This is a genomic window from Microcoleus sp. Pol14D4 (assembly GCF_036701245.1).
Taxonomy (GTDB): Bacteria; Cyanobacteriota; Cyanobacteriia; order Cyanobacteriales; family Microcoleaceae; genus Microcoleus.
In genome coordinates this window covers 1-7400 of the sequence record NZ_JAUBQM010000139.1, presented here as the reverse complement: position 1 = coordinate 7400, position 7400 = coordinate 1, and the positions used below count along the sequence as shown (strand labels likewise).

At 46.2% G+C, this 7400-nt stretch carries 5 protein-coding genes and 2 pseudogenes; 4 read left to right on the top strand and 3 right to left on the bottom strand.

Going from position 1 to position 7400, the window contains the following annotated elements; all coding sequences use genetic code 11:
- The first annotated feature begins 385 nt into the window (after positions 1–385).
- On the top strand, positions 386–664 hold the full coding sequence (locus QUA33_RS27030) for an ISAs1 family transposase (protein WP_333152703.1): 279 nt from the start codon (positions 386–388) through the stop codon (positions 662–664).
- 190 nt (positions 665–854) lie between these two features.
- Here QUA33_RS27030 and QUA33_RS27025 read toward each other — a convergent pair.
- A pseudogene (locus QUA33_RS27025) lies at positions 855–1476 on the bottom strand (transposase); the annotation flags it as partial.
- A gap of 693 nt (positions 1477–2169) precedes the next feature.
- Between QUA33_RS27025 and scpB the strand changes: the two are divergent.
- On the top strand, positions 2170–2685 hold the full coding sequence (gene scpB / locus QUA33_RS27020; RefSeq protein ID WP_333109076.1) for an SMC-Scp complex subunit ScpB: 516 nt from the start codon (positions 2170–2172) through the stop codon (positions 2683–2685).
- 42 nt (positions 2686–2727) lie between these two features.
- The gene (locus tag QUA33_RS27015; protein WP_015177249.1) at positions 2728–3075 is read left to right on the top strand and encodes a DUF760 domain-containing protein; all 348 of its coding nucleotides are present in this window, start codon (positions 2728–2730) and stop codon (positions 3073–3075) included.
- A gap of 399 nt (positions 3076–3474) precedes the next feature.
- Here QUA33_RS27015 and QUA33_RS27010 read toward each other — a convergent pair whose 3' ends face one another.
- Positions 3475–4695, bottom strand: coding sequence for an HhoA/HhoB/HtrA family serine endopeptidase (locus QUA33_RS27010; protein ID WP_333152701.1), 1221 nt, complete (start codon positions 4693–4695; stop codon positions 3475–3477).
- A 313-nt stretch (positions 4696–5008) separates the two neighbouring features.
- Here QUA33_RS27010 and QUA33_RS27005 point away from each other — a divergent pair, with 313 nt between their 5' ends.
- Complete coding sequence (locus QUA33_RS27005; protein WP_333183230.1) at positions 5009–5923, top strand: M23 family metallopeptidase; 915 nt, start codon at positions 5009–5011, stop codon at positions 5921–5923.
- Between the two features lie 571 nt (positions 5924–6494).
- Here QUA33_RS27005 and QUA33_RS27000 read toward each other — a convergent pair.
- Positions 6495–7400, bottom strand: a pseudogene (locus tag QUA33_RS27000) (WD40 repeat domain-containing protein); the annotation flags it as partial.

Here is a 7400-nt window from a genome sequence, read left to right as displayed (position 1 = left end):
AGAGTCGAACTCATTGACCGGGTAACTGCATACAGCCTTTTTCTTGTCAATACCTAATACTGAACCGACGCTCTAGGTTCGGTAGAACCGAAAAAAGGAGATTATGTTTTAGCTTTAAAAGGCAATCAAAAACTCCTCGACAAAGCGGTAAAAGAGTGGTTTGAATTAGCCCAAAAAGAAGAATTTCTAGGTAGAGAGTATAGCTATTACGAACAAATAGAAGCTGGACATCATCGGGTGGAAAAAAGACAAGTATGGACTGTTGATGTATCTGAGTTGCCACCTCTGCATAATCAAGAATTATGGACGGGATTAAAAACAGTTGTCATGATAGGAACGTGAAAGACGGCTGTGGAATAAAACCACGACTGAAGCTCGTTTTTATTTGAGTAGTTTAAGCAGTAATGCTGAGATAATTGCTGGGGCTATCCGCAGTCATTGGGGCATTGAAAATAGCTTACATTGGACGCTTGATGTGACATTTTGTGAAGATGAAAGCCGGATTCGGAAACAGAACTCTCCCGAAAATTTTGCACTTCTACGTCGCTTGGCTATAAATTTACTAAAACAAGAAAAAACTTCCAAACAAAGTCTAAAAATGAAACGGTATCGAGCGGCAATGGACAATAATTATTTAGTGCAAATTTTAAATTCTGCCAGTTAATGCTCGAAATATAACACCTATCTAAGAAGGAAAATTATCCGGCTTTAAGAAGTTTAGAAAATCTTAAGGTTCTGATTTAATTTGCTTAAATGTGGTTAAAGTTAATGATTTTTAAAAGTTTTTTTAGTTATTTAGTAATGCACGAATTTAGGTGTTTGTCAAATTAATTTAGATGCGTTTACCCTGGGTTTCGATAAGTTCTTGGTTTTTTTTTTAGTGGTGACTGAATTTGAGTGTGCAAAGCATCTATGATTGTTTCGGTTTGTTCCCTGGCTTGATTCAATATTCCTAAGTCGTTAGGATATTTAATATCGGCTGGCGCGCAGGTTGCGTCTAATATTAATTTTCCTTGATTTTTCGGATCGCTGATGTCCGATGACTTTTTATCGACTACTTTGCCTGGTGCTTCGGTCTGCTCTTTGACCATTTTTTCATTGATTTTATTGACTAGGTTGACACCTATTCTCTGTCGAAAATGAACCAACATTGATGAGTCGAATGGTGCTTGACAGAAGATAGCTGGTCATGCCTATAAAGTATTGTAAGTATGGGTTTTCTCGGATTTGTTCTATTGTTTCGCGATCGCTGGTTCCTAACCTTTCTTTCATAATTAATCCTCCCAATGCCATCCGAAAAGATTTCGCTGGAGCTCCCATATCTACGGAAAAGTTTTGAGCATATTCTGCTTCAAATGCTGACCACGGAATTAGTTTCGCCATGATTACCCAACGATTATCTTCTAACAATTGCCCCTCAAAAGGCAAGTCAAAGTTGGATGGCGGGTTTGGGGTTGGGTCAACTTTTCTGTACATTACGAAAGTGATGTTGTACTAGGCTTTGGACAGATTTTAGCTCATAAGTTTGCACACGCGGAGCGTTCAAACCAGTCAAAGTCTTTCTCTGTAAAGGTTTTAGGCTTTTTCAGCCAGCCCTATTTAAGCAGAGGAAACCAAAGTTTTTCAATCTTGAGGATAGGTAGCTTGAGAAATCGTTGAATAGAACGTCGTCGGCTCTCAAACATTATTGGGTATGGCATCAATTTCGCCAATAACTCAATACTCACTTGTTTATGGGTTGGGACCATAAAAATTAAAATAGTCAGACTCAAGTATTTGGCGTTTTTGAGCTGCTGTTGGAAACAAATTGGGTATGATTGAGGTAACATTTTTAAATGATGGGCTTCTTAACAATACTGAACCCATCTTTTTTTACCATAAATCGGTCATAACCCCGTCATCTGTCTATGTTGATATATTTTACACCATAAACTCAGGAGATCCAGAAACTTTATATATTTATGCGTCTCGGACTGATATAAAAAAATAAAATTGAAAGTTTGGGTTTTCTTCCTCAACCTAATCTACAATATTAAAAATTTGTGTAAGGGGAATGTTTATTACTAACTCTCATTATTCACGACACGGAAGTTACGGAAATACGGATCACTGTTGTTTTTCTGAGTCCTTCTTCTTTCAATGTCCCAATTCCTCGTTACTAATTCCCAAATGACTCGCTTAGCCACAACAATAGAAGCCATACTTTACTTAAAAGGTCAGCCAGTGTCGATCGCAGAAATTGCCGAGATTGCCAAGTGCGATCGAGCCGAAGCCGAAGACGCCATCATCGAACTCATGTCTGACTCGTCCCACCGCGACAGTGCATTAGAAGTCGTCGAAACCCCCACAGGATACAGCCTGCAACTCAGAGAAGAGTTTGCCAGTTTAATGCAAACTTTAATACCTCCAGAATTAGGTGTGGGAGCTTTGCGGACGCTGGCTGCGATCGCCCTCAAAGGCGGCATCGCTCAGCCAGATTTAGTTAACTTGCGAGGTTCCGGAGCTTACCAACAAGTGCAGGAACTGGTAGAAATGGGTTTCGTCCGCAAACGGCGGCCCACTGAGGGGCGGTCGTATTGGTTACAAGTTACCGAGAAATTTCATCGGTACTTTCAAGTAGACCAACTGCCAAAACAATTGCAAATTGACTTTCAGGCAAATTTGTACCCAAGCAATGACGAGTAGTTTGAAGTAGAATGTAACCAGCCAGAAATTAAGAATCGCCAAATGGTTTTTCACCCTGACTTTGACACATCCAATGCCCAACAAACCGCAGTCAATCCACTGCTGAAGTACCTCCAACACCAATCCCCGGAGGTTCTAGCCCGCGTCGCCAAGTCTGTCAGCCCCGACATCAGAGAAATAATCTCTCATAACGTTCAAGGACTTGTCGGCGTTTTGCCTTCAGAAAATTTTAACGTCGAAATTACCACCGATCGCGAAAACTTAGCAGGTTTGCTAGCTTCAGCGATGATGACAGGCTATTTTTTGAGGCAAATGGAGCAAAGGATGCACCTCGAAGAAAATTTAGCAAGCACCAGCTCGATTAAACCAAATTCACCCAAAGACAAGTAAAAAGATCGACGGGTTGGGGAAGCCAGAAAGATGAAAGTATAGCCTTTCTCAAAAAGGTGAGGTACGAATTTTGACCTGGAAAGCTTGACAATACAGGGTTTCTGTATACCTCATTTATCTGAGAACCGCTATAGTTCAGAAAAATCCATAATCCTGAATCGTGGAGGCACAGGGAATTAAGAAACCGGGCTGTTAACCGGATATCCCTCGCGCTACACCGACGGTTTTGGTGAAAAAACCCGGTTGCTGCGTCCAGGACTATAAAGCATCCGATTTATCTTTCATCCTCCACCGTTTGCAACTAATAGCAGTGTCCAAAAAGAATGCAACTGTAGGTAAGCTCCAAATCCTTATCCCGTAAGTTATTCCCTATTCTTTAATCGAACCTCGAAAATTGTATTACCCACCGGCGGAGCTACCCGATAGGGGAAAAGCACCCGGACGTACTTTAATTTTCTGAACTTGACCCAAACGGTTAATTTCCACTTCGAGTTCTTTGCCCACAACGGTGTTTTCCACCCGTTCTTGCACATCCCCAGGAGTGTTAACCGCAATTCCGTCAACTTTTTGAATGACATCTCCGGGGCGCAAGTCGGCTTTTTGAGCGGGGGAATTTTCCACGACTCGCGTCACGGCTACGCCTTGATCGAGGGTAATTTTATTATTATCGAGCTGTTTGTTGAGTTCTGCCTTGGTGGCGGCAGTCAAGCTGACCATTTGAATGCCGAGATAGGGATGTTCGGCTTTACCTTTGGCGAATAGCTGATCGGAAACTCGTTTGGCGGTTTCAATCGGAATTGCAAATCCCAAGCCCTGAGCGTCGGCGCGGATAGCGGTATTGATACCAATTACTTCGCCTTGGTCGTTGAGCAGAGGGCCGCCAGAATTGCCGGGGTTGATGGCGGCGTCGGTTTGAATAAAGCGGACTCGCTTGTCGGGGATGCCGACTTGAGAACTCGATCGACCCGTAGCGCTGATAATGCCCACAGTCACGGTATTGTCGAGACCTAAAGGATTGCCGATCGCGATCGCCCACTGTCCCGGTACAATATTGTCTGAGCTGCCCAAAGCCACCTGCGGCAGTTCCTTAGCATTAATCTTAACTACAGCAACATCCGTCAGCGGATCGACTCCCTGCACCTTACCCTCAAACTCGCGGCCGTCTTTGAGAGTCACCTTGACAGTATCCGTCCCGGAGACAACGTGAGCATTAGTAACGATGCGGCCGTCAGAAGTGAGAATAAACCCGGAACCCGTACCTCTCTTGACTCGTTCTTCCGGCTGCGGCAAATTCTCCCCAAAAAACCGACGAAACAAAGGATTTTTGAAAGCTTCCGGCACTTGATTCGCTACCTTGCTGGATGCGTCAATCCGCACTACAGCCGGGCCGACTTTTTCCGCTGCTTCAGCAATAAAATTGGGATTGCTGCGATCGACCGCCCGATTTTCCAGAACTGGAGGAGACGCATAGGGGGGGATTTGCTGGCGTACTACTGGCAAAACCAATCCGGTTTCCAGATTGTTTGAGCCTTGCAGATAGCGATTTCCCAACCATCCCATACCTCCGCCGATTGACAGCAGAGTCACATAAAGGGTCGCTTGCTTAAAAGATAAACTCATTTAATAACTCCCGCTAAATACCTCATCCCCGCAGACAGGTTCCGAATCAAGCTTTTTTGTCTTGGCGACGGGAAGGAAGCGGGGCGGGGCGTACCGCTTCCTCAAGAACATAGCTGTTAACAGGCAGGTGCCCATCAGCATCACAGGCAATTTTGCCGGATTTGCCAAGAGCGACTCAAACTAATAATTCTCATCCTAACTTGGCTTAGCCTGGGATTTACAGTCTGGGGAGTGGCTAGAGCTTTCAAATATGCAGTTTCACAGGATTTTAAAATTGTCAACTGTCCGAAATGAATACTTTTTTATGTACATAATGACTTTGAAACGCTTATTTCCGCTGATTTCTGCACTAATTTGGTCGATCGCACCCGTTGGGAAAACGGCGGCAAATACCGAGATCCCACCTGCAAATCTTCCTTTAGGTACACCTGTGGAAAACCCCGACCCCGCCCGCGATTGTCCGAGTCCGGCTATGTCTCGGCTGCGCCGCCACACTGTGGCCCAGGGCGAAACAATAGAAAGCATCGCGCGGCAGTACAATGTGAGCCCGGCGGCGCTGATGGGGATAAATCCGATGTTGGGGGGCGGTGGAGTATCTGCTGGAAGTGCGATCGTCATTCCTCCGTACAGCGGCATCGAGGTAGAAGTGCCTGCGGGCTGGAATTGGCAAAAACTGGCAGAAGCTTACAAAGTGCCTGCCGATTTGCTATTTGAGGCGAATGGGTGCAGGCCTTTGGGGAAAACGGTGTTTGTGCCAGGGGTGAATAGGTCGATCGGGCCTTCTATCAATCCCGATGCAACGCCATCGGTGCAAGGATTTCCGCTGCCCGCGCCAGCAGTGGAAGCTTTGCGTTACGGGCGGCAATTGCATCCGGCGCGGCGCGAATTTTTTTTCCACAGCGGGGTAGATTTTTTGGCGTCGGAGGGTACGCAGGTTTTGGCCGCGGGCGAGGGGACTGTCGCCTTTGCCGGGCCGCAGGGGGATTACGGGAATTTAGTGGTGGTGAACCATGAAGCGGGGAAGCAAACGCGCTACGCTCATTTGAAAGATATTGCGGTAAAAGTCGGTCAAAAAGTGCAGTCTGGAGAAGTTTTGGGAACTGTGGGGATGACGGGAAAACGGGACATTCCGCCATCTCATTTGCATTTTGAAGTTCGGTACAATTCGGGCTTGGGTTGGGTTGCTGAAGACCCGCTGCTTTATTTGCAAGCGACTATTAAAAAATAGGATTGTTAGTGTGATGGGGGGTGACAACCCGCCCCAAATCCAGACTGGGTAAGGATTGAGCTGTGTTGTGGTTTAAAAAGATAGGCAGCAGAATTGTTACACGATTGCCTATTCCCAAAAATATGTTACCAACATTTTACCAGACTCACTTACAAAAACAACTGACGCAAACCCCGTTTATTTTACTCACAATCTTTTTGAACCTGAGAGAATCCGAGAAACAAGTAACGATCGCACTAATCGGGTTTCCATTAATCACTTATTGGTGAACAACTTATTGCCCGATCGCACATTTCTCTCAAATTCGATCGCCCGATCAACAAAAAATCCGATCGCCCATCCACCAAAAACCCGGCGGTTGAAACCCAAAAACCCCGGCGGTTGAAACCGCGTCTACACAGACAAAACCCGCGAAGGCGGGTTGAAGATTTCACCCGATGATTTTCAATCTCCAAATACCCTCTTCGTCCGCGTAGGCGGACATCGTTTGTGTAGACGCGGTTTCCAACCGCCGGGATTTCAACCGCCGAGGATTTCAAATTAGATCGCCCGAATCGACCCAAAAATCCGATTATCCCCCGCCGCTAACTCCCTCCAATCGCAGGAAATGCACCCGGCCGAACACATCGCCCGCTACAACTGTCACGCCATCAGGCGCGATCGCACAACACTTAAACTCAGCATCTCCGCTGAAACTAACAATTTGTTTGCCATTAAGCAAATCCCAGATTTTCAGGGTTTTATCGTCTGAAGCGGAAATCGCTGTTTTGCCGTCTGGTGCGATCGCCACTGCTCTTACCCAGTTACTATGACCCGTGAGAGTTTTGAGTTCCGAGCCTGTCTCGGTGTCCCAGATTTTCAGGGTTTTATCTCCAAAAACGGAAATCGCTGTTTTTCCGTCGGGCGCGATCGCCACTGCTGTTACCGGGCCACGATGACCCGTGAGAGTTTTGAGTTCTGAGCCTGTCTCGGTGTCCCAAATTTTCAGGGTATTATCCCTTGAAACGGAAATCGCTGTTTTTCCGTCGGGTGCGAGCCCCACTGCTCGTACCGATTCACTATGACCGGTGAGGGTTTTGAGTTCCGAGCCTGTCTCGGTGTCCCAAATTTTCAGGGTTTGATCCTCTGAAGCGGAAATCGCTGTTTTTCCGTCGGGTGCGATCGCCACTGCTAGTACCGAGTGAATATGACCGATGAGAGTTTTGAGTTCCGAGCCTGTCTGGGTGTCCCAGATTTTCAGGGTATTATACCCAAAAGCGGAAATCGCTGTTTTTCCGTCTGGTGCGATCGCCACTGGATTTACCCAGGCACTATGACCGATGAGAGTTTTGAGTTCCGAGCCTGTCTGGGTGTCCCAGATTTTCAGGGTATTATCCCTTGAAGCGGAAATCGCTGTTTTTCCGTCTGGTGCGATCGCCACTGCACTTACCCAGTCACTATGACCGATGAGAGTTTTGAGTTCCGAGCCTGTCTGGGT